We start from the raw sequence: 21,303 nt of genomic DNA, 5'->3' as shown, positions 1-21,303 counted from the left end.
GGCCGGCGTCCCTTCCGGTCAGGCGGTGGCCCCGGTCTCGTAAAGCTCGATCTTGGTGCCGTCGGGATCGCGGACATAGATCGACAGGCCATAGGGGCCGTCGTGCAGATCGTTGAAGAAATGCACGTCAGCCTCTTTCAGCCGGGCAGCAAGGCCGCGCACGTCATTGACTTCGAAGGCGATGTGATCGATCTGGCGATGGCCCGCCTCCTTGCCTGCGATCAGGGCGATGCCCTGCCGGAAGGCGGTGAAGGGGCGCCCGTCCGCCAGCGGCTTGGCCGGGCGGATGCTGAAGCCGAGCAACCGCGTGTAGAAGTCCACCGACCGGTCGATGTCCTCGACCATGATCAACTGGTGGCCGTATTCGAGCACGCGCGGTCTGCTCTTCTCATCGATCCACGACGCGACTTCCGCGCTGGTCGACAGCTCGCAGAAATATTGCTGCCAGACCTCCTTCGCCGTCGTCTCCCACGTGCCGTTGACGCCGGCGATGCAGTCGTCAACGGCAACGACGTCGAGATCGCGCAGATAGGCCTCCCGGATGGAGGTCTCGACGCAGGCGTTCGTCGTGGCGCCGGTGACGAACAGGTGCCGCACGCCCAGTATCCGCAGCAGGATCTCCAGCCGGGTTTCGTGGAAGGCGCCGAAACGGTGCTTGCGGACGACATGGGCGGGATTGACAGCGGCAAGGTCCTTCAGCTCGTCGACGATTTCCTCGTCCCAGGTGTTGGCGAGCGCGGAAATCTGCTTGCGGCGCGCGGTGTGGTTCGCAAGCTTCTTGCCGGCACGGCTGTGATCGGTCGCGAAGTGCTCCTGCAGCGTCCACAGCACGGGAATATCGGCCTGCTGGAAGCGCTCGATCAGCGTCTTCAGCGGCGGCACGATGGCCGACAGGCGGCGGGTGTCGACACCCGAAACGCCGAGTGTGCCTTCCTCATGGATGAAGGCGTTCTGCAGATCGATCACGAGAAGGGCGGATTTGCCCGGCTCCAGTACGTCGAGACTCATTGCCCCTTCTCCTCTGCGTCCGCGGCTGCCTGCGCCTGCTTGTTTTCCTGCATGTCGATGCCGAGAACGCCGGCCCGGCCCCAGCTTGCCTTCGGTGTTTCGTGGATGACCACATGCAGGTGGTCCGGCTTGCAGGCGGCCTCATTGACCATGGCATCGGTGATGGCACGCACCAGATTGCGTTTCTGCTCGACGGTGCGGCCTTCCCACATTTCGACAATGACGAATGGCATCGGTTAATTCCCCTTATCGCTCGGCCGGTTCTGCGGCCCTTTCATCGAAACCCGGCGTTAGGCGGCTGGCGCGACGGCCTCGATCCACACCGGGACGGTCATCGAGAAGCCGCGCACGAGATCGCTGCCGCCCCGGTTTTCACCGGCCAGCAGCCATAGCGGGCGGTTCGTGTAGTTGATCAGCACCTGTTCCTCCATGCAGCACCGGTTGGCGGGGCTGCGCGGATCGCGGTCGTAATGGCTCGTTGCGGGCATGACGCGGATGACATAGAGCGGCCGACCAGCGCCGCGCGCTGCCAGTTGCGGAACGGTACCCCGGCCGATGGCCGCGACATCAATCGCCTCGATGGCGGTTTCCCGGTCCTCGAAAGCGACCAGTATCACGGCGCCGGCAAGCGGCGTGGCCGGCCAGTAACGTCCCTCGCGGTCTTCCCGCAGGAAACTGCAATAGTGCGCGCCGTCGAGATACAGCTCGCTGTCCCACAGCAGGATGTCCGGCCCGAGTAGCGACTGGGCCGCCGCCACGACGGGCGCGCTTTCGCACAGGTCGAGAAAGGCCCACGGATCGGTGATGGCACCCGCGAGCCCCCACGGATTGTGGATGCCGGAGAGCCGCTCCTGCCGGATCTTTGTTCCGCGTGCGGCGAGATCGGCGACGTGCGCGCCGGCGCTGCGGCGTTCGGGCAGCAGCGGCAGGCGGCCTGCGAGATCGGGCCGGGCGGCCGCTTCCGGCATGGCGCTCACGCCGGCACCGTCACGCAGCGGCCGCGGCCGAAGTGCCTGTCGTCGACGGCGCCGTCTTCATAGACCACCTCGCCGCGCGCGACGGTGAGCACCGGCCAGCCCCTGAGCGTCCAGCCCTCGTAGATGCAGGTGCCCTTGCCGGTGTGACGCACCGTGCGCTCCTCGTCCGGATCGACAAGAACGAGATCGGCGTCGAAGCCCGCATCGATATCGCCCTTGCGCGGCCACAGCCCGAAGCGGCGGGCAGGGTTGTAGGAATTGAGCGTCACGAGGCGCGACAGCGGCAGCCCGCGCTGATGTACGCCGAAATGCAGCATCAGCGGCAATTCCCAGGGAAAGCTGACCACGCCCGGGAACTCGGTCCAGATGTCTTCCAGCTTCTTCGGCAGGAAGGGAACGTGGTCGGTGCCCAGGCTGTAGACGGAACCGTTGAGGATGCCCGCCCACAGGCCTTCCAGCTCGGAGCGGTCGCGCAGCGGCGGCGAGATCTTGGCCCGCATGTCGAGATCCTCGTCATAGCAGGTGCGCGTCAGGTAGTGCGGGCAGGTCTCGACCGTGACCTCGATGCCGCGCGCCTGTGCTTCCGCCGCCAGCACGGGGCCCATGCCCACGGAGGTGTGGACGAGATGCAGGGAGCAGCCCGTCTTCTCCGCCAGAAAGATCATGCGACGGATGGTCTCGACCTCGCACAGCGCAGGGCGGGATTCGGTATAGGCGCCGAGATCCTGCCGGCCGGTGGCGATCATCTCCTTCTTCACCCAGGCGGCGATCTGGGTGTTCTCGCAATGGACGTTGATGACCCCGCCGGGGATTTTCGCCAGGATGCGCATCGCCGCGTAGACCCAGCCATCGGTGGCGGGGACGATGCCGATGGGGTTGTCGGGCTCGTAACCGAAATAGCACTTGAACGAGCGGACGCCGGTTTTCGCGACAAGCTCCGGTATCTCCGCGATGTGCTCCTCGCGCTGGATGCCGAAGTGGAAGCCGAAATCGATGGCTGCATTGGCCTCGCCGATCGCCCTGCGCTCCGCGTAGAACGGCAGGTAGGATTCCTTCAGGTTGCGGATATAGAGCAGCGCCGTCGTCACCCCGCCCGATGCGGCGGCGGCTGTTTCGGTGCGCATGTCCTCATCGAACGGGAACTTGACCCCCAGATGGCAATGGGGATCGATGAGGCCCGGCATCAGCACCAGCCCCTTTGCGTCGATGATGCGATGCGCGTCGGGCAGAAGGTCGTCCCTGCCGGTGAGCGCGATCTTTCCGTCATGCACGGCGACCCCGCCATGAAATTCGCCGTCGTGGCGCACCACGCGCGCATTCCTGATAACCAGATCGACTTTCATGCCCGCTTCTCCCGCAGTTCCGCGATGCGTCTCCTGATGCCGCTCCACTGGCTGCGGCCGACCGTGACCGGCGCCCGCGCGCCCATGCCGCGCGCCCATACCGCCTTGAGGCCGAGCGCTGCCGCCGCCTCCCGGTCGATGGTGCCTGGCGGGGCGGCGATGTCGACGAGCAGCGTCGACGGCCGCAGCGTCGCCAGCAGATCACGTCCGATGATCTGTTTGGGCACGCTGCCGATGACCATGTCCATGCGCGGCAGCAGCGACGGCAAATCCTCCAGGCTCCACGACTCCGCCCCCGCCGCATAGGCGGCTGCGCGCTGGACGGGATTGCGCGCCGCCACATGCACCCGCGCGCCGAGGGAAACCAGTGTGTGAGTGAGCAGCGAGCCGATCGTGCCCTGTCCGACGAGCAGGATATCGGCCCTGTGAATGGTGATGTCGGTGTTCTCAATGAGCACCTTGAGAACACCCTCGACGATGGCCGGACCGCGCAGCAGCATCAGGTCGACGTCCCACTCGTACTCGTGCAGCGTGATCCCGAGCGCTTCGCAATGGGCCTTCAGATTGGCGTCCGCCCAGCCGAGGATGATATGGCCGGGCTGCTTCATGCCGGCGAGCGCCTCTCGGGTCGGGATGATCCGCCCGCCCGCCGCAGGTGCAAACAGTGCCCCGTCCGGCGCGATGCCGGGAATGGGAAAGAGGGCGATGTCGGCGCCATTCAACGCCTGCTCAAGGCTGTCCGCGAGCGTCACGCCCTTGATGCCGCCTTCGGGCCAGGGAAAGCCGAAGGCGCGCACGCTGGCGCCCGCGTCGCGGGCGCAGCGGGCGATTTCCTGCTCGCGCGCGTCGCCGGCGACGACGGCGATGGTGATGTCGTTCCAGCTATCTTGCCAGCTGTCTTGCCGGGTCATGACGCCCTCACTTTTTCCAGAAGCTGATCCTTCGACAGGCCGGCGATGCCCATCGCCTGCGCCGTGCGCCCGCCCTGCCGGTAATCGACGCCGACGGCAGTCTCCGCCAGCGTGTAGAGCGCCTCGGCGACCGGCACGTCGACACCGGCGATGCGTGCCAGTTCGATGAATGGCAGCAGGCCGTGGCCGAAATCCTCGCGGTAATAACGGTGTTTGAAAGAGTCGGGGGCCATGATGCGGCGGTTCGCCTCGCCGCCGGCGATCGCCGCCCGGTAGTTGCCCGGATCGTCAAAATCCGCCTCGACCGTGCCGACAAGCTGCATCTCGCCGATGAGGTCGGGAAGCGCGTGGCCAAAGGCCTGCGCCACCGCAAGCCGCTCCCCGTCCAGCCGGCGCATGGTGCGCGCGACACCGTCCGTCATGCCTTCGACGTAGAACGTGAAGTCGCCGCCGGTCGCCTCGACCCAGGCCGCGCCCAGCACGGCGCCGGGCGGGTGCAGCACAAGATTGGTGCTGCTGAGATCCGCCGCCAGCACGTCGCGCACCGGCGCCGCGCCCGGAAACAGACGTGCCGCCAGATCAAGCTCCTCCACCCCGCCGCCCAGCGCCGCTGCGCGAACCTGCCGGGCGCGTCCGCTGACGGTGACGCCGTCGGGGCGGTATTTGCGCGCGACATAGGTCAGCGTCGAAAAGGCGACCACCGGCGGCGGTGCGGCTCCCGCGCTCCGGAAAGCATGCGAGAATTCCAGCGCACCGCCGGTATGGCCGGGGTTGAGGATGACGGGCTTGCCGGCGGACCACCCGGCCCGCGCCAGCGTCGCCGCCATCGGCGCATGCGAAAAGGTCGGCAGTGCAATCACCGCCGCATCGACATCCTCGATCGCCGCCGCGACGTCGCTCGTGATGCGGGCCATTTTTGCGAGGCCCGTGCCAAGCACGCCCTCATATTCCACGCCGCCCGCCGCCTGATGGGGGGCAAGCGTTTCCGGCGAGCGCGCCCAGAGATGGACGTCGTGCCCGGCGAGAAACAGCTCGCTCGCTGCCGCCGCGCCGCCTGCACCCGCGCCCAATACCGCAATCTTCATCCACTCCTCCAACGTCCGATATCGCCGGCGACCACGCGCCGGCCCTGTTCCCCTCGGCTGTTCGTGCAGCCGAATTCTTGTCATCCGTGCTGTTGGCGGTCTTATTTGATCACAGTTTATGATCACATAAGGGAATGTCAAGCGCGGTACACGGGCCGGGCATGACTTCCCCCGGGATGGCGGGCGCCGGCGCCCGCCGCCTTTCAGTTGCCCTCGTCGTAGAGCGTCGTGGCCGTTTCCACGTCGTCCTTGTGGAGGCCGGCGCGCACCACGGCGGCGGCGGCCAGCTCGCGCGCCTTCCGCCGCACGTGGCGCTCGTCGACGCCATGCACCTTGCCCTCGCCGTAGACCTTCACGCCGTTGACCCATGTCTGGCTGACGGAGGCTGTGGAGGCGGAGAACACGAGCGCCTGCAGCGGATCGTGGAAGGGCGTCCATTCGACGTGATCGAGATCGAACAGCACGAAGTCAGCCTTCTTGCCGATTTCCAGCGAGCCGATCTCGTCGTCCCACAGCAGCGCCTTCGCACCCTCGATGGTGGCGGCGCGCAGCGCCTGCCTCGCCGTGAAAACGTCCGGCTTGATGCGCGCGTCCTTGAACATGCCTGCGACGAGCAGCATCTGGCGCATGAGGTTCAGGTTGCCGGCCGCCGACACGCCGTCGGTGCCGAGGCCGACCTTGACGCCCGCCTGCGCCATTTCCGGATATTTGCCGATGGCCGTCGCGCCCTTGCCGAGCTTGAAGGACGAGCAGGGGCAGAAGGCCACCCCCGCGCCGCGCTCGGCCAGCAGTTGCACTTCCTCATCCGTCACCGCCGCGCAATGGGCGATGACGAGATTGCGACGGATGCCGCCGACGCGATCGATGCGCGTGATGGGCCAGCAGCCGTATTTGCTCTCGCACACCCTGGCCTCCTCGATGGAGGTCGTGAGGTGATACGTCGTGCCGACGCCGAGCTTCTCAGCCAGCGCCACGGCACCGACATGCAGTTCCAGGGTGCAGGGCTCCTTGCCCTCGATATTGACCCAGCAGCGCGCGCGTCCGTCGAGCGCGCCGTTATACTTGACGACGCAGGCTTCGAGTTCCCGAAGCGCGGTCTGCGCATCGGGAAAGAAATGATGGTCGGCCATTTCTTCCGTCCAGCCGCGCGGCAGTTCCGCAGGGCGGTTGTCGGCGGCGTGGCGGCCGGTGATACCGCGGATGCCGGTCGGCTCCATGGCGCGGACGACGATGCCGGGGTCGTATTGCGAGCCCATGTCGAGGAAGCAGGTCGTGCCGCCGCGCAGCATCTCGGTGATGCCGAGCAGCGCGCCCCAGTACTCGTCCTCGGCCGTGATGTGGGCGTAGAAGGGCTTCGCCCAGTGGAACACCCAGGCGCGGGTGTTGAGATTGTCGGGGAAGGCTGCCCGCGACAGGGTTTCGGACAGGTGCACATGGCTGTCGACGAAGCCCGGACACATGCCGAGCATGCTGCCGTCGATCACCTGATCGAAGCTCTCCGGCGCATGCCGGTCGGCGATGGCGGCGGCCGGGCCGATATCCGCGATGCGGTCGGCATCGATGACGATGCTGGCATTGCGCAGGACCGTGTCGCTCTCGTCGACGGTAAACAGGAAATTCAGGTTCCGGATCAGGGTGCGCATTGACGGGCTCCCGCTGTAACGTGACGAAAAGGATGGGGCGGCGAGCGTGCTGCCGCCGCTCAGGCGACGGCAGCGCGCGCGGCATCCTCCCGGCCCGCGGCGTTGCCTGCCCGCGCGGTTCCGGTGCGGATCAGGGCATCGGTGTCGGCATAATCGGACAGAAGCTCGGAACCGGTGGCGGTGACGAGCAGCATGTCCTTGTTCTGCATGCCGAAGCCGTGGCCGGTATCATAGCAGAGGGGCTCGAAGCCCAGCACCATGTTTTCCTCGATGACGGCGTCGCTCCCCGGCGCGCCCAGGATCGGCGTCTTGCCGAGATAGGGATCTTCGTGCAGATGCAGGCCGATGCCGTGGCCGACGAAGGAAATGGGCGGCAGATCGAGCTGCGCCAGTTTCGCGCAGAAGGCGTCGTAGATGGCACGGCAGCTCGCACCGGGCTTCACCATGTTCATGATCTCGTACTTGCATTCGACGAGGTGGCTCCAGATCCGCCCGGCATGGGGCGGGGCCTCGCCGACGAAGGCAGTGCGGCAGACGCCGGCCTGATAGCCGCCGATGACCGAGAAGATTTCGACGCGGCAAACGTCGCCATGCCGCAGCACCCGTTCGCTCGGTCCGACATTCGGCAGCATGCTGCGCTCGCCGGTGGCCACGATCATCAGCTTGAAATGTTCGGCGCCGAGCGCATAGACGTTGCGCGTGAGGTGGCCCGCGATGTCCATCTCCGTGTCGCCCGCGTCGACGGCGGCGAGGGCGTCGGTGATCGCCTGGTCGGCGATGCGCGACAGGCGGCGCAGCAGGGCGATCTCCTCCGCCGTCTTGATCTGGCGCAGCCGCGCGAGGACGTTTTCGGCGCGTGTGAACGCGGCGTCGGGCAGCGCCGCCCTCAGGCGGGCGAAGTCGCCGGCCGGCAGATAATCCATCTCCAGCCCGATGTGAGCCCTCGCCAGTCCGCGTGCGCGCAGCTCCTCCGCGAGAACGGTCATCGCATCGTCGGAAAACTCCGCCCATACCCGCAACGGGGTGTCCGGAGCGCGGCGGCGGATGGTGCCGGCCTCCATGTCGACGCCGACGAGCGAGACGCCGCCATCGGCCGTCACCACCGCGAAGGCGTGGCGATGGCGGATCAGCGGCTGGGAAGGCACCACGAAACCCGTGACATAGGCAAAATTTTCCGGCGATACGGAGACGATGGCGTCAAGCCCGTGCTCAGCCATGGCCTTCTTCTGCTTCTCGATGATTTCCGGTCGCATTATCGTTCCCTCTGCATCCAGATCGTGTCATCGTTTCACGGAAACGCCGACGCGATATAATTATTTGATTTATAATGAGTTTTTCTCGATCGAATGCTTCCGTTCGATCGGCATGCGCTCTGGAGCCCCTGACAAACCTCGCGAGGTCGGCTGGCCGGCGTTCCGGCCTTGCCGCGTCGCCGACCCCCGTTGATGCGCCACGGCGCCGCCGTCAGTCGGGCACGCGGTATTGCTCGATCTTGCGCTCGTCGACATCGATGCCCATGCCCGGTCCGGTCGGTGCCTCGATGGCGCCGTCGACCAGGCGCATCGTCCCGGCAAGCAGGTCGTCCTTGTAGTAGATGCCGCCGATCTGGCCGGTCTGCGCCTCAGCCGGAACGGAGACGGGTATGACGCACGACAGGGTGACAGCAGGCGAGGCGAGGGCGAGCTGCACGTTGGCGAGATTGCCGATGCCGGTCTCGATGGAGCCGTTCACGTTGCAGACGATGCCCGCCGCCCGGCAGACGGCGGCAACCTCCTGCGCCTTGTAGAGCCCACCTGATTTCGTGGTGTAGATGGAGACGATCTGCACCGTGCCTTCGCGGATGATCTGGAGCACGTCGTGAGCGTTCCAGGCCGATTCATCTGCCATGACCGGAATATCGATCTTGCGCGCGACTTCGGAGATGCGCTCGATGCCCATCGTCGGCTGCTCGACATACTTGATGCGGCAGGACTCGATGCGGCGGATGACCTGCAGTGCCTCGCCCGGCGTGGCGTAGCCCTCGTTGGCGTCGACGCAGATTTCCATCTGCTCGCCCGCCGCTTCGCGGACCGCGTGCACGATACGCACATCGCGCTCGGGGTCGACGCCGATCTTGATCTTGATGGTGCGGATGCCTTCCCGCGCGAGCTGCGCCGCCTCGGCCACCGCTTCCTCGACCGATATCAGGCCGATGGAATGGGTGACGGGCACGCGGGTGCGGGCCCGGCCGCCGAGGAGAACATGGACGGGAACGTCGAGCCAGCGGCCGGCAAGGTCATAGGCCGCAAACTCGACCGCCGCCTTGGAATAGGGGTAGCCGCGGATGATGGCGTCCATGCGCCGGTGCAGCTCGACGATGTCGCCGACCTCGACGCCCGTGATAGCCGGGGCAAGATAGGTATCGATGACGGCGCGCGTGATCAGTGCGGATTCGCCGAAATAGCGGCCGAACTCGCCGCCCCAGTCCTTGAGCGCCGGCGCCTCGCCCCAGCCGACGCGCCCGTCGCTGTCCGTGATCCTGACGATCACATAGCGCCCGATGACCTCCGTCAGCCCGGTCCACTTGTGCTCGCGGCGGGTGGGCAACTGGACGATCATGGTCTCGACGGACTTTATGACTGGCATGTCGATTTTCCCCCGCAATGGTCGCCGCCGTTTGCCGGCTCTGCCGACAGAAGCCGGGCTGCCGGCGGCATTGTGATGTGATTGGAGCTGTGCTTTAATGTGCGAGATCACTTAGTGTGATCACATAATATGATCTTTGATGTCGGCCGTCAAGCGCATCGGAAATCCGGGCGCAGCCCAGGGATGGAGAAGCCGGTCATGATTGTGGAAACCACGAATTACCATGCGCAGGAAGAAAAGGTGGAGGCCGTTCTCGCCCAACGGCGGGCAGCGTGCGCCATACGCAGGGAGCTTGGCCTCGACCCGGGCGTGATCCATGTCAGGCTGGAGGGCGACGGGCCCGTCGTGCGCTGGCAATGCGCGTTCGCCAGCCGTGAGGCTTACGACGACGACATGCGTGTGCGTGGCGGTTCACCGGCGTTCCGGTCCGCGCGGGAGGTCATGCATCGGCTGATCGAACGATTCGAACGCACGCTGTACCTTGTGGATGGCGAGCAGGATGGCCCGGAAACGCAGGCTGGACGCGCTGCCGCACCCGGCAGATCACTGCCCTGAAAACGGGCAATCGGCGTAATCGTTCATCAGCGAGAGGCCGAAAACCCGCAGCAGGCCTGCAATTCGCCAATTGTCCGCCTGTTTATTATAGCAGCTTGACAGCGTATCGTTGTGATCACAGTATGAGATCAAGAAAGCGACGTCCGACGGGCCCCGTCATGACCCGCATGATGGACGGCGCCGGTCCAGAATGAAGCGCAGACAAATGCGCGTGAGGAAGGGGAATGACATGATATTCAAACGTTCGCTCGCGAGAGTGGCGGCGACCATTGCAGCTGTCGCATTCGCCGGGGGGCTTGCTATGTCCTCCGCCAGTGCCGCGGACCAGGTGAAGGCCCGTTTCAGCTGGAAGCTCAAGGGCGAGTATGCCTTTTTCTACCTTGGCCAGGAACGCGACCTCTACGGCAAGAAGCAGATCGGGCTCTCCCTCGGCGAGGGCGCGGGGGCCCAGGCGGCGCTCGGCGCGGTGCTCCAGGGGCAGGAGGATGTGGCTATCCTGCCGGGCATTTTTGCCATTTCCGCGATCCAGAAGGGCATGCCGGTCAAGCTGATCGCACTGTATCAGCCTGCCGCGCCGGTGGTGATTATCTCCCATCCGGAAAACCCTGTGACGAAGCCCGGCGAACTTGAGGGCAAGACGATCGCCCACGCCGTCGGCGAGACGGGCACGTCCTATCTGTCCGTTCTGTGTGCGAAGAACAATGTCGATTGTGGCAAGCTCAGCAAGGTGCAGATGGACTCGCAGTCGCGCGTGCCCCAGTTCCTGCAGAAGAAGATCGATCTCGTCAGCGTCTATCTGACCAACGATCTCCCGTTGCTCGCCGAGCGGACGGGCGTCGACTATCCGGTGCTCGATCTCGCGCAGTTCGGGCTGGAGGTGCCGGGCCTTGCCATCGTGGCGAGCGAAGAGGGCATCCGCAAGCGCGGCGACGTCCTGCGCCGGTTCCTGGCCGCGACCAACGAGGCGATCGAGGCAACGCGCGCCGATCCGGCGGCGGCTGTGACGGCGCTGAAGGCCGCCTGGGCGGGCAGCCCGTCGGACAAGGTGCTTGAAAAGCAGATCGTGGAGACGTCGCGCTCCATCCCCGCGCGGGGAGAGAAACCGCTCGGGTGGATCAGCGAACAGGCTATCGAAAATGCCCTGGCGCTGCTGGCGACGGAGCCGGACTTCGGCAAGCCGCGCCCGACCGCCGCTTTCTATACGAACGATCTCCTTTCCGAGTGAGGCAGCCGTGGCCAGATCCAATGTCCTGAAGCCGGAAGCCCTGAAGCCGGACGCCCGGGAGGCCCTTGCCGGCCGTGGCGGCAAGACGGCCCCGATGGCGGTACCCGTCCGCAAGAAGCGCAAGCGCCGCGTCCTCGAAAGATATTCGGCGATCATGCTCGCCGGTTTCATCCTTCTGCTGTGGCAGATTCTCGTGCCGCTTTCCGGGCTCTCCGAGTTCATCCTGCCGACGCCGGCCGCGATCGTCGCAAGGATCGTTGAAGATTTCCCGCTGCTTGCGATGCATGGCTACGTGACGCTGTTCGAGGTGCTGGCGGGCTTCGGGCTCGGCGTGCTGATCGGCGTTCCGCTCGCCCTCGCCATCTTCTATTCGCCTCCGTTCCAGTCCGCCGTCTACCCCCTGCTGGTGGCCCTGCAGACGGTGCCCAAGGTGGCGCTTGCGCCGCTGCTCGTGCTCTATCTTGGCTATGGATGGGCGCCGAAGATCACACTTGCCTTCCTGATCGCGCTGTTTCCCATCGTGATAGGGACGGTGGTCGGGCTGCAAAGCCTCGACAGGAACCTCGTCGATCTGACGCGCTCGATGGGAGCGAGCGAGTGGCAGACGTTCCGCAAGGTGCGCCTGCCGGCCGCACTGCCCAACATCTTCGGTGGCTGCAAGGTGGCGATCTCGCTCTCGGTGATCGGCGCGGTGATCGGTGAGTATGTGGCGGCGGAACGCGGTCTTGGCTATCTGCAATTGCAGGCCAATGCCCAGTTCGACACCACGCTGAACTTCGCCAGCGTCGCGGCCATTTCGGCGCTTGGGGTGACGCTCTTCTTCATCCTCTCGTTCATCGAGTCCAAGGTGGTGTTCAGGCGCGACACGGCCCGGTGACAACCGCGCGGCAATCCGGCTGTTCCCTTCGGAAAGCCGGATCATCAGAAAGGAAGTAGCCAATGAACGTTGCATCCCGGATCGCCGGCGCGCGGGTCTCCATTTCCGGTCTAGTGAAAACCTACCAGACACGGGACGACGTCGACGTGCTGGCGCTCGACAATATCGACCTCACGATCGAGCGGGGCAGTTTCGTCGCCGTCGTCGGCCCCAGCGGTTGCGGCAAGAGTACGCTGCTATCGCTGGTGGCGGGGCTTGTCGAGGCCTCCGACGGGCGGATCGAGATCGACGATCAACATATCGTCAACAGACCTCACCCCAAGATCGGTGTCGTGTTCCAATCCGATCTCCTGCTCTATTGGCGCACGGTGCTCGACAACATCCTGCTGCCGATCGAGATCAAGCATCTCGACGTCAAGCGTCACATCCCGAAGGCCGAGGAACTGCTGCGGCAGGTCGGCCTCAAGGGCTTCGGCAACAAATATCCCTCCGAGCTGTCAGGGGGGATGCGCCAGCGCGTCGCCATCTGCCGCGCGCTCATTCAGGAGCCCGGCCTGCTGCTGATGGACGAGCCGTTCGGCGCGCTGGACGCCCTGACGCGCGAACAGATGATCATGGATCTGCAGGAGATGTGGACGCGGCTCGGCAACACCGTGCTGTTCATCACCCACGGCATCGACGAGGCGGTGTTTCTCGCCGACCGCGTACTGGTGATGTCGCCGCGCCCGGGCCGCATCGCTCTCGATCTGACGATCGACATGCCCCGGCCCCGCCGCTGGAGCAACGCGCACGAGAACCCCGGCTATCAGGGCTACGTGCGCAAGATCCGCGAGATCTTCGAGGCCCAGGGCGTGCTTGTCGCGCATTGAGCGCCAGGGGAGACCACGTCCGGGAGGCCACTGCCGCGGCGGGCGTCGCGTATCATATGCCTGACGCCGCCGCCTATGCCGGTGCCGCGCGGCTTTCGGTCGTCTTTCCGATGATCCATTCGGTGAACGCACTGATCAGCGCGCTGTGCTGGGTTTTCAGCGGGGTTACGATGTAGTAGGCGCCAGGCCCGGCAAATGGAACCTCATTGAGCTTGATCAGCCGGCCGTCGGCCAATTCCTGCTCAACGAGAAAGCCGGGCGCAAGCGCCACGCCCATGCCGACGGCCGCGGCCTGGATTGTCATGGCGAACTGGTCGAATATCGGACCGCGATAGGGGTGCGGATGGTCGATATGCGCCTCGTCGAACCAGTGTCGCCAGAGGCCGGGCCGCGACGCCTGCTGCAGCAAGGTGGCGTCGAGCAGATTGGCGGCGTCTCGCAGCCCCCGCGCCTGCGCATACGCGGGGCTTGCCACGGCGATAATGTTCTCGTCGCAGAGATAGGTCGCCTCGCCCTGAGGCCAGGTGGGCGCGCCGTAATGGATCGCGATGTCGACGGACTTTTCGGAGAAGTCGAACGGCTTCGGCTCCGACGTCAGGTTGACGGTAAGCGACGGGTGCCTGGCGATGAAATCCGGCAGGCGCGGAATGAGCCAGCGGGAACCGAATGTCGGCAGCACCGCGATGGTCAGTGTCGTGTCGCTTCCCGCCGACGCGACGATGGCATGCGTCTCCACCTCATAATCGCGCAGGATCTTGCGCACCGAGCGCAGGTAGCGCTCGCCGGGCCGGGTCAGCGTGACGCGGCCTTTGGTGCGGTCGAACAGCACGACGCCGAGCGTGTCCTCAAGCTGGCGTATCTGCTTGCTGACAGCGCTCTGGGTGAGGGCGAGTTCCTCGGCGGCCCGGGTGAAGTTGCCATGGCGGGCGGCCGCCTCGAAGGCCGTCATCTCCTGAAACGATGGCATCAGGCTGCGCGAGAACGCCATTGCGGGCTCCTGTCATTCCGGAATGTCATGGGGCGACAACATACCATCGCTTGTCGCGATCGGCGCAAGCCGGAAGATGGGCCATCTCGCGGTTCCGCGCACAAAGCCCATACGACAACATTCCAGAGCCTGACATGCCCCGCGCGCTCATCGTCCACGAAAACTTCCTGCGGCGCGTCGGCGCCGGCGATCTGCCGGCGGGCGGCGCGCCCGCTCCCGGCCTGACGCATCCGGAAGCCGTCAGCCTGTACCGCTCGCAATGCCTCAGCCGAGCGCTCGACCGCACGAGCCGCGCCATGCAGAAGGCCGGGCAGGGCTTCTACACCATCGGCTCCTCCGGCCATGAAGGCATGGCGGCCGTGGCCCATGCACTGCGGCCAACGGATATCGCGTTTCTGCACTATCGGGATGCGGCGTTCCAGATTGCCCGGGCCGCGCAGGTTCCCGGCCAGACCATCGCCTGGGACATGCTGCTGTCCTTCGCGGCGTCGTGCGAGGACCCCATCTCCGGCGGCCGCCACAAGGTGCTGGGCTCGCGGGCCCTGAACATCCCGCCGCAAACCTCGACCATCGCGAGCCACCTGCCCAAGGCGGTCGGCGCGGCCTACTCGCTCGGCCTGGCGCGACGCCGCCCGCCGGAACATCGCGCGCTGCCGGCGGACGCCGTCGCTGTGTGCTCCTTCGGCGATGCTTCCGCCAATCACTCGACGGCACAGGGCGCCTTCAACACCGCGCAGTGGACGAGCTATCAGGGCACGCCGCTGCCGCTGCTCTTCGTCTGCGAGGACAATGGCATCGGCATCTCGACGAAGACGCCGAAGGACTGGATCGCGGCGAGCTTCGCCAACCGGCCGGGCCTGAAGTACTTCCACGCCGACGGTCTCGACATCTACGACACGTTCGCCGTGGCCTGCGAGGCGGCCGACTACGTGCGCAACCGGCGCAAGCCCGCGTTCCTGCATCTGCGCACGGTGCGCCTCTACGGCCACGCGGGCGCGGACATGCCGACCACCTACATGAGCAAGGGTGAGGTCGAGGCCGAGGAAGCGAACGACCCGCTGTTGCATACGGTGCGCCTGTTGCAGGAGGCGGGTGCGCTCGCGCCCACCGAGGCGCTCGCCATCTATGAGGAGACCTGCGCGCGCACGGAGCGCATCGCGGCGCACGCCGTCACCCGGCCCAAACTGCGCGACGCCGCCGGCGTCATGGCGAGCATCGTGCCGCCGCGCCGGGAGTGTCAGCAGGGCAATGGCCCGTCCGCCGAGGCGCGCGCCGAGATGTTCGGCAGCGACATGCGCGCCATGGACGAGCCGCAGCCCATGAGCCGCCTGATCAACTGGGCGCTGGCCGACCTGATGCTGGAGCGGGGCGAACTCGTCCTCGCCGGCGAGGACGTGGGGCGCAAGGGCGGTGTCTATGGCGTCACACAAAAACTGCAGACGCGCTTCGGGCCGGACCGCGTCATCGATACATTGCTCGACGAACAGGCCATTCTCGGGCTCGCCATCGGGCTGGCGCATAACGGCTTCCTGCCCGTGCCGGAAATCCAGTTCCTCGCCTATCTCCACAACGCGGAGGATCAGATCCGCGGGGAGGCGGCCACGCTGTCCTTCTTCTCCAACGGCCGCTACGCCAATCCGATGGTGGTGCGCGTCGCCGGGCTCGGTTACCAGAAGGGCTTCGGCGGTCATTTCCACAACGACAACTCGCTCGCGGTGCTGCGCGACATTCCCGGCCTCGTCATCGCCTGTCCCTCCACGGGCGCGGACGCTGCACGGATGCTGCGCGAATGCGTGCGGCTGGCGCGCGAGGAGCAGCGCGTCGTGGTGTTCATCGAGCCGATCGCGCTCTATCCGATGCGCGACCTCCATGACGACAAGGATGGCCTGTGGATGACCCGTTATCCGCCGCCGGACGAGCGCATCGGGCTTGGCGAGATCGGAATACATGGCTCCGGCACCGATCTCGCCATCGTCACCTACGGCAACGGTCATTACCTGTCCCGGCAGGCAGAGAAGTTGCTGCGTGAGCGCGGCATCGGCCTGCGCATCATCGATCTGCGCTGGCTCGCGCCGCTGCCGGAGGAGGCGCTGCTGGCGGCAACGGCCGAATGCCGGCGCGTCCTCATCGTCGACGAATGCCGCCGCACGGGCAGCCAGTCGGAAGCGCTGATGGCGCTGTTCGCGGAGCGCACGGGCATACCGGCGGCGCGCGTCACGGCCGAGGATTCATTCATCGCCACCGGCCCGGCCTATGCCGCGACGCTGCCGTCGGCCGCGGCGATCATCGGTAAGGCACTTGAACTCGTCGGAGTGAAGGCATGAGAACCGCGGTCGTCATCTGTCCCGGGCGCGGCACCTACAACAAGGGCGAACTCGGCTATCTCGCCCGCCATCATGCCGACAAGGCGGAAATGCTCGCCGGCTTCGACGTCGAACGCCGCCGGAAGGGGCAGGAGGAACTCGCCGCGCTCGACGGCGCGCCAGCCTATTCGGTGGCGCGCCACACGCGCGGTGACAACGCCTCCGGCCTGATCTACGCCGCGACCTGTTTCGATTTCCTCGCCATCGACCGCACGGCTGTCGATATCGTGGCCGTCACGGGCAACTCCATGGGCTGGTATTCGGCGCTTGCCTGCGCCGGCGCCCTTTCCCCACAGGCGGGTTTCACGGTCGTCAACACCATGGGCACGCTGATGCAGGAGCACCTCATCGGCGGGCAGATCGTCTATCCCGTCGTCGGCGAGGACTGGGCCGACGACGATGCCCGGCGGCGGGAACTGCTGGCGCTCGTCGCGGGCATCCACGCGCCGCCGGAACGCCATCTCGCGCTATCCATCGACCTCGGCGGGATGCTGGTGCTGGCCGGCGATGCGGCGGGGCTCGCGGCGTTCGAGGCCGCCGTGCCGCCCGTGCAGGGCCGCTTTCCGATGCGGCTAGCCAACCACGCGGCGTTCCACACCGCCCTGCAGGAGCCCGTGGCGGGGAAGGGGCGGGCGCTGCTTGGCCCTGACCTGTTCGGCGAGCCGGATCTGCCGCTCATCGATGGGCGCGGGGCGATCCGGTGGCCGCATGCCTCCGACCCTGCCACGCTCAGGGACTACACGCTGGGCGAGCAGGTCATCGCATCCTACGACTTCACCCGCGCGGTCCTCACCGCCGCACGCGAGTTCGCACCGGACCTGTTCATCATCACCGGGCCAGGCGCGACGCTCGGCGGGGCGGTGGCGCAATCGCTCGTCCGCGCGAACTGGCGCGACATGCGCACCAAGGCCGATTTCCAGCGGCTGCAGGAGACCGATCCCGTCATCGTCTCCATGGGGCTCGACGAGCAACGCCGGTCGGTAACCGCTTCCGGCTGAAAGGCTCTTCGGCCTGCGTTGTTGCCGTTCCGGACCGGCGCCTTCGGGAATGCCCGACAGGTCGTACCGTTTCCTGCGGGAATGGAATACTGATAATATGGCACTATCAAACATCGGTCGGTGCTGATTTTATCGACTCAGCCGCATACTGGCCGCCGGTACAAGCCGTGACGAAGGGGAGCGGGATGAGCACGCAAGCCCGGTCTTGTTCCGGGGCGATGCATTCCGCCGACGCTGACAGTGGGACCGTTTCCATCCGCCCGCCGTCGTCAAACCAGAGAAGGAAACTGTCATGCCATCTCATTCCTCTCCCCCTCTTTCCTTCGCTGCGGAAGTTCCGGCGCTGCTGGCGGAACTCGGCGTGGATGCGGTGCGCTACACCGGCGGCGCGCTGAAGGCCCGTTCGCCCATCACCGGCGAGATCATTGCGGAAGTCTCCGGGACCGGCGAAGCGGAGGCAGGGGCCGCCATCGCGCGTGCCCATGCCGCTTTTCTGCAATGGCGGCTCGTGCCCGCGCCCCGGCGTGGCGAACTCGTGCGCCTGCTCGGCGAGGAACTGCGCGCCCATAAGGAGAGGCTCGGCCGCCTCGTCTCCATCGAGGTGGGCAAGATCACCTCGGAGGGGCTTGGTGAAGTGCAGGAAATGATCGACATCTGCGACTTCGCGGTCGGCCTGTCGCGCCAGCTCTACGGCCTGACCATCGCCACCGAGCGACCTGAACACCGCATGCAGGAAACGTGGCATCCGCTCGGTGTCACCGGCATCATCTCGGCCTTCAACTTTCCCGTCGCCGTGTGGTCGTGGAATGCGGCGCTGGCGCTCGTCGCCGGCAATGCAATCGTCTGGAAGCCGTCGGAGAAAACGCCGCTGACCGCGCTTGCCACCGACGCGCTGCTCGACCGCGCGCTCCGGCGCTTCAAGGCGGAGGGCGGCAGCGCGCCGGACGGGCTGTCCGCCGTGCTCATCGGCGGCCGCAACGTAGGTGAGGTGCTGGTGGATCATCCGCAGGTGCCGCTCGTTTCGGCCACGGGCTCCACGGCGATGGGCCGCGCCGTCGGCCCCCGCGTCGCGGCGCGCTTCGGCCGGACCATCCTGGAGCTTGGCGGCAACAACGCCGCCATCGTCACCCCCACAGCCGACTTCGACCTGACGCTGCGCGGCGTCGTCTTCGCCGCCATGGGCACGGCGGGCCAGCGTTGCACCACGTTGCGCCGCCTGTTCGTGCATGACAGCGTCTACGACAGTTTCGTGCCGCGCCTGAGGAAGGCATATGAGTCCGTTCCGGTCGGCAATCCGCTGGAGGAGGGCAATCTCGTTGGCCCGCTGATCGACAGGGCGGCTTTCGAGGCCCAGCAGGCCGCGCTGGCGGAGGCGAGAGCCGCGGGCGCATCGGTGACCGGCGGCGGGCGGGAAGACGCGGGCTTCGGCCCCGACGCCTACTATGTCCGCCCCGCGCTGGTCGAAATCGCGGAACAGGCCGGCCCGGTGGAGAAGGAGACCTTCGCGCCGATCCTTTACGTGATCCGCTACAGCGATTTCGATGCCGTGCTCGACCTGCACAACGCCGTGCCGCAGGGCCTGTCCTCCTCGATCTTCACCAACGACGTGCGCGAGGCGGAGACGTTCCTGTCGGCGCGTGGCTCCGATTGCGGCATCGCCAATGTCAACATCGGCCCCTCGGGCGCGGAGGTTGGCGGGGCCTTCGGCGGCGAGAAGGAGACGGGCGGCGGGCGCGAGTCCGGCTCGGACGCATGGAAGGCGTACATGCGGCGCGCCACCAACACCATCAACTACGGCCGCACGCTGCCGCTTGCCCAGGGCGTGAAGTTCGACGTGGTGTGAAGCAACGCGGAGCAAAGGGCCTGCGCATGCCCCCGAAAAGCAGATGCCGCTTATTGGAAAAGATCATGTTTCATGGGGCTATTGACCTGCCCCATGCAACTGACTACAAGGAAAACGCTGTCGCCGATTGAGCGATAGCGGGGAATGGAGTCTCCCGAAACCGCCATCCGGCTGATGACCCCTGCCAACCGTCCCGTTTCGGGGATAACAAGGGCGCGATGCGCCTGACGGCAGGAGACATGGTGGTTTTCAGCAATCATTCAGATACCGATGGCGCAGTGGCCGTTATGCCGCTCTCCGCTTTGCGGCACCTTCAGCAACCCGCCGGGGGGCGACAGCGTGATACAGACCACACTATGGGTCGCCCTCGGCGGCGCGATCGGCACCGTTGCCCGTTTCTGGATCGCTCTCTGGATGGCACCGCTCAGCCGCGACCTGCCATGGGGTACGATGCTGATCAATGTCGTCGGGTCCTTCGCCATCTCGTTTTTCGGCGCGCTGACGGTCGAGCACGGCCGCTACCCCGCGCCGGAACTCTGGCGTGCCGCCTTCATGGTGGGCATCTGCGGGGGCTTCACGACCTTTTCCTCGTTCAGCCTCCAGACGCTGGAACTGATCCGTGCGGGTGCGCCCGGGCGCGCCCTGATCAATATCGGCCTTTCCGTCGTTCTGTGCCTGAGCGCCGTGGCGCTCGGCTATCTTGCCGCCGAGCGCGTCAACGGCGGTATCCGGCAGGTCGTCCAGGAGCAAATCGAGGAGGATGCGGGATGACGGGCGACGTCAGCCTGAAGCCGGGCACGATCCTCGCGGTTCTCGCGGAGCGGGCGGGCAAGACCGTCTCGCCGCCGCTACGACGGAGGATATCCGGCGACGATGCGCGCCGGAACGCTCGCCCCGTCAGAGGTAGCGGCGATAGTCGTAGGCGTCCGCCGTCGCGGCGTCGGTTTCGGCCAGCGCCAGCATGTGCGCGTGTAGGGGCGACTTGTGGCAGGCCGGGTCGGTAGCGGCGGCGTCGCCCGCGATCGCCATCGCCTGGCAGCGGCAACCGCCCCAGTCGATCTCGCGGCGTTCGCAGCTCCGGCATAGTGCCGGCATCCAGTCCGTGCCGCGAAAGGCGTTGAAGGCGGGCGAGCCGGTCCAGATGTCCGCCAGCGCGTGCTCGCGCACGTTCCAGAAATCGAGGTGCGGGATGGTCTCCGCCGCGTGGCAGGGCAACACCTTGCCCGACGGCGAGACGTTGAGCGACTGCCGACCCCAGCCGTTCATGCAGGGCTTGGGGTATTTCGCATAATAGTCCGGCACGACGGCGTCGATGGTCAGGCGCCCCTTCAGGCGCTCCCGCGCCTCCTCCACGATGGCCAGCGCCTCAAAAACCTGCGCGCGCGTCGGCATCAGAGCGCCACGGTTGCGCAGCGCCCAACCGTAGTATTGCGCGTGGGCGATTTCGATGCGCCGCGCGTCGAGCGCGAGCGCCAGTTCGATGAAGGCGGGAATCTGGTGGATGTTCGCCCGGTGCACCACAGCATTGACGGTGAGCGGCAGGCCGAGCCTGCGCACCTCGCGGGCGACGGCGAGCTTGCGCCCGTGCGCGCCGGGGAAGTTGGAGACGTGGTCGGTCGTCTGCGCATCCGCGCCCTGGAATGACAACTGGATATGGTCGATCCCGGCGTCCGCGATCGCCCGCAGGCGCTCCGGCGTGACGCCGACGCCAGCGGTGATAAGGTTGGTGTAGAGCCCGACAGCGACGCAATGGCCGATCATCAGTTCGAGATCCCGCCGCGCCGTCGGCTCGCCGCCGGACAGATGAACTTGCAGCACGCCGAGTTTGGCCGCCTCGGAGAATACGCGCAGCCACGTTTCCGTGTCGAGTTCGCCGTTGCGGCGCTCCAGTTCCACGGGATTGGAGCAATAGGGGCATTGCAGCGGGCAGCGGTGCGTCAGCTCCGCCAGCATGCCGTATGGCGCGGGCGGCGGGGGAGGGGCGGGCATCTCG

Annotated in this window: 19 protein-coding genes and 1 riboswitch; of the genes, 8 read left to right on the top strand and 11 right to left on the bottom strand. The window is 66.4% G+C overall.

All coding sequences use genetic code 11. The features are described from left to right. Positions 1–18: 18 nt before the first annotated feature. From ACFFJ7_RS17010 to ACFFJ7_RS16970, 9 genes are all read right to left on the bottom strand, one after another. Positions 19–1,008, bottom strand: coding sequence for an isochorismatase family protein (locus ACFFJ7_RS17010; protein WP_377593910.1), 990 nt, complete (start codon positions 1,006–1,008; stop codon positions 19–21). Beyond that, positions 1,005–1,241 (bottom strand): 2-hydroxymuconate tautomerase, encoded by a 237-nt coding sequence (gene thmT / locus ACFFJ7_RS17005; protein WP_166954150.1) that lies wholly within the window; start codon positions 1,239–1,241, stop codon positions 1,005–1,007. Before thmT ends, ACFFJ7_RS17010 begins: the two co-directional genes overlap by 4 nt. A gap of 57 nt (positions 1,242–1,298) precedes the next feature. Beyond that, positions 1,299–1,976 (bottom strand): resolvase, encoded by a 678-nt coding sequence (locus tag ACFFJ7_RS17000; RefSeq protein WP_377594063.1) that lies wholly within the window; start codon positions 1,974–1,976, stop codon positions 1,299–1,301. 5 nt (positions 1,977–1,981) lie between these two features. After that, positions 1,982–3,328 carry a dihydroorotase gene (locus ACFFJ7_RS16995; RefSeq protein WP_166954148.1) on the bottom strand — a complete coding sequence of 449 codons (1,347 nt, stop codon included), beginning with the start codon at positions 3,326–3,328 and terminating at the stop codon, positions 1,982–1,984. Further along, on the bottom strand, positions 3,325–4,239 hold the full coding sequence (locus ACFFJ7_RS16990; RefSeq protein WP_166954145.1) for a dipicolinate synthase subunit DpsA: 915 nt from the start codon (positions 4,237–4,239) through the stop codon (positions 3,325–3,327). Before ACFFJ7_RS16990 ends, ACFFJ7_RS16995 begins: the two co-directional genes overlap by 4 nt. Continuing rightward, positions 4,236–5,324, bottom strand: coding sequence for an NAD/NADP octopine/nopaline dehydrogenase family protein (locus ACFFJ7_RS16985; RefSeq protein WP_377593908.1), 1,089 nt, complete (start codon positions 5,322–5,324; stop codon positions 4,236–4,238). Before ACFFJ7_RS16985 ends, ACFFJ7_RS16990 begins: the two co-directional genes overlap by 4 nt. Before the next feature lie 203 nt (positions 5,325–5,527). Beyond that, positions 5,528–6,967, bottom strand: a complete 1,440-nt coding sequence (locus ACFFJ7_RS16980; protein ID WP_166954138.1) for an amidohydrolase family protein — start codon at positions 6,965–6,967, stop codon at positions 5,528–5,530. Between the two features lie 59 nt (positions 6,968–7,026). Beyond that, a complete protein-coding gene (locus ACFFJ7_RS16975; protein ID WP_377593906.1) occupies positions 7,027–8,220 on the bottom strand; it encodes a M24 family metallopeptidase in 1,194 nt (397 codons plus the stop codon). A gap of 211 nt (positions 8,221–8,431) precedes the next feature. Then, complete coding sequence (locus ACFFJ7_RS16970) at positions 8,432–9,592, bottom strand: mandelate racemase/muconate lactonizing enzyme family protein (protein ID WP_377593905.1); 1,161 nt, start codon at positions 9,590–9,592, stop codon at positions 8,432–8,434. Positions 9,593–9,790: 198 nt separating this feature from the next. Here ACFFJ7_RS16970 and ACFFJ7_RS16965 point away from each other — a divergent pair, with 198 nt between their 5' ends. The 4 genes from ACFFJ7_RS16965 to ACFFJ7_RS16950 all read left to right on the top strand — a co-directional run bounded on the left by ACFFJ7_RS16965 (position 9,791) and on the right by ACFFJ7_RS16950 (position 13,118). Then, on the top strand, positions 9,791–10,147 hold the full coding sequence (locus tag ACFFJ7_RS16965) for a hypothetical protein (protein ID WP_377593904.1): 357 nt from the start codon (positions 9,791–9,793) through the stop codon (positions 10,145–10,147). 229 nt (positions 10,148–10,376) lie between these two features. Further along, positions 10,377–11,372, top strand: a complete 996-nt coding sequence (locus ACFFJ7_RS16960) for an ABC transporter substrate-binding protein (protein WP_377593903.1) — start codon at positions 10,377–10,379, stop codon at positions 11,370–11,372. Positions 11,373–11,379: 7 nt separating this feature from the next. Continuing rightward, positions 11,380–12,249 (top strand): ABC transporter permease, encoded by an 870-nt coding sequence (locus ACFFJ7_RS16955; RefSeq protein WP_343042588.1) that lies wholly within the window; start codon positions 11,380–11,382, stop codon positions 12,247–12,249. Positions 12,250–12,311: 62 nt separating this feature from the next. Next, positions 12,312–13,118, top strand: a complete 807-nt coding sequence (locus ACFFJ7_RS16950; RefSeq protein ID WP_166954121.1) for an ABC transporter ATP-binding protein — start codon at positions 12,312–12,314, stop codon at positions 13,116–13,118. Positions 13,119–13,191: 73 nt separating this feature from the next. On the opposite strand, the gene ACFFJ7_RS16945 is transcribed toward ACFFJ7_RS16950, so the two are convergent. Further along, positions 13,192–14,106, bottom strand: a complete 915-nt coding sequence (locus ACFFJ7_RS16945) for a LysR family transcriptional regulator (RefSeq protein WP_166954117.1) — start codon at positions 14,104–14,106, stop codon at positions 13,192–13,194. Positions 14,107–14,240: 134 nt separating this feature from the next. Between ACFFJ7_RS16945 and ACFFJ7_RS16940 the strand changes: the two genes are divergently transcribed. From ACFFJ7_RS16940 to crcB, 4 genes are all read left to right on the top strand, one after another. Then, positions 14,241–16,430, top strand: a complete 2,190-nt coding sequence (locus tag ACFFJ7_RS16940) for a dehydrogenase E1 component subunit alpha/beta (protein WP_377593901.1) — start codon at positions 14,241–14,243, stop codon at positions 16,428–16,430. After that, the gene (locus tag ACFFJ7_RS16935; RefSeq protein ID WP_377593900.1) at positions 16,427–17,467 is read left to right on the top strand and encodes an ACP S-malonyltransferase; all 1,041 of its coding nucleotides are present in this window, start codon (positions 16,427–16,429) and stop codon (positions 17,465–17,467) included. The genes ACFFJ7_RS16940 and ACFFJ7_RS16935 overlap by 4 nt, the downstream gene beginning before the upstream one ends. 292 nt (positions 17,468–17,759) lie before the next feature. Beyond that, on the top strand, positions 17,760–19,310 hold the full coding sequence (amaB, locus tag ACFFJ7_RS16930) for an L-piperidine-6-carboxylate dehydrogenase (protein ID WP_377593899.1): 1,551 nt from the start codon (positions 17,760–17,762) through the stop codon (positions 19,308–19,310). A 131-nt stretch (positions 19,311–19,441) separates the two neighbouring features. Then, positions 19,442–19,501, top strand: a riboswitch (Fluoride riboswitch). Between the two features lie 151 nt (positions 19,502–19,652). Continuing rightward, a complete protein-coding gene (gene crcB, locus ACFFJ7_RS16925) occupies positions 19,653–20,081 on the top strand; it encodes a fluoride efflux transporter CrcB (RefSeq protein ID WP_377594062.1) in 429 nt (142 codons plus the stop codon). A 126-nt stretch (positions 20,082–20,207) separates the two neighbouring features. Here crcB and pqqE read toward each other — a convergent pair whose 3' ends face one another. Then, the gene (gene pqqE, locus ACFFJ7_RS16920) at positions 20,208–21,299 is read right to left on the bottom strand and encodes a pyrroloquinoline quinone biosynthesis protein PqqE (RefSeq protein ID WP_377594061.1); all 1,092 of its coding nucleotides are present in this window, start codon (positions 21,297–21,299) and stop codon (positions 20,208–20,210) included. Positions 21,300–21,303: the final 4 nt, after the last annotated feature.

The sequence above is a fragment of the Pseudochelatococcus lubricantis genome (assembly GCF_042432495.1).
Lineage (GTDB): Bacteria > Pseudomonadota > Alphaproteobacteria > Rhizobiales > Beijerinckiaceae > Pseudochelatococcus > Pseudochelatococcus lubricantis.
This window is presented reverse-complemented; position numbering and strand designations above follow the sequence as displayed.